Origin of the sequence: Lonepinella sp. BR2271, from assembly GCF_051851515.1 — a bacterium.
Classification (GTDB): Bacteria; Pseudomonadota; Gammaproteobacteria; order Enterobacterales; family Pasteurellaceae; genus Lonepinella.
The window spans coordinates 1-558 of the sequence record NZ_JBPDVF010000030.1 but is presented as its reverse complement, the minus strand read 5'-3'; the positions used below and the strand labels follow the sequence as shown (position 1 = coordinate 558).

The 558-nt window shown below is 50.2% G+C and carries 1 rRNA gene; it reads right to left on the bottom strand.

Features of this window, described 5'->3' with window-relative positions:
- Positions 1-550, bottom strand: a 23S ribosomal RNA gene (locus tag ACTG7X_RS11055); the annotation flags it as partial.
- Positions 551-558 lie beyond the last annotated feature (8 nt).

Here is a 558-nt window from a genome sequence, read left to right as displayed (position 1 = left end):
TGGCTGCTTCTAAGCCAACATCCTAGCTGTCTAAGCCTTCCCACTTCGTTTCCCACTTAACTAGTACTTTGGGACCTTAGCTGGCGGTCTGGGTTGTTTCCCTCTTCACGATGGACGTTAGCACCCACCGTGTGTCTCCTGAGTATCACTCTTCGGTATTCGCAGTTTGCATCGGGTTGGTAATCCGGGATGGACCCCTAGCCGAAACAGTGCTCTACCCCCGAAGGTGTTCGCTCAAGGCTCTACCTAAATAGATTTCGGGGAGAACCAGCTATCTCCCGGTTTGATTGGCCTTTCACCCCCAGCCACAAGTCATCCGCTAATTTTTCAACATTAGTCGGTTCGGTCCTCCAATTAGTGTTACCCAATCTTCAACCTGCCCATGGCTAGATCACCGGGTTTCGGGTCTATACCTTGCAACTATTCGCCCAGTTAAGACTCGGTTTCCCTTCGGCTCCCCTATTCGGTTAACCTCGCTACAAAATATAAGTCGCTGACCCATTATACAAAAGGTACGCAGTCACTCCGTCACTTAATGGCTCTCGCCATTAACTGACT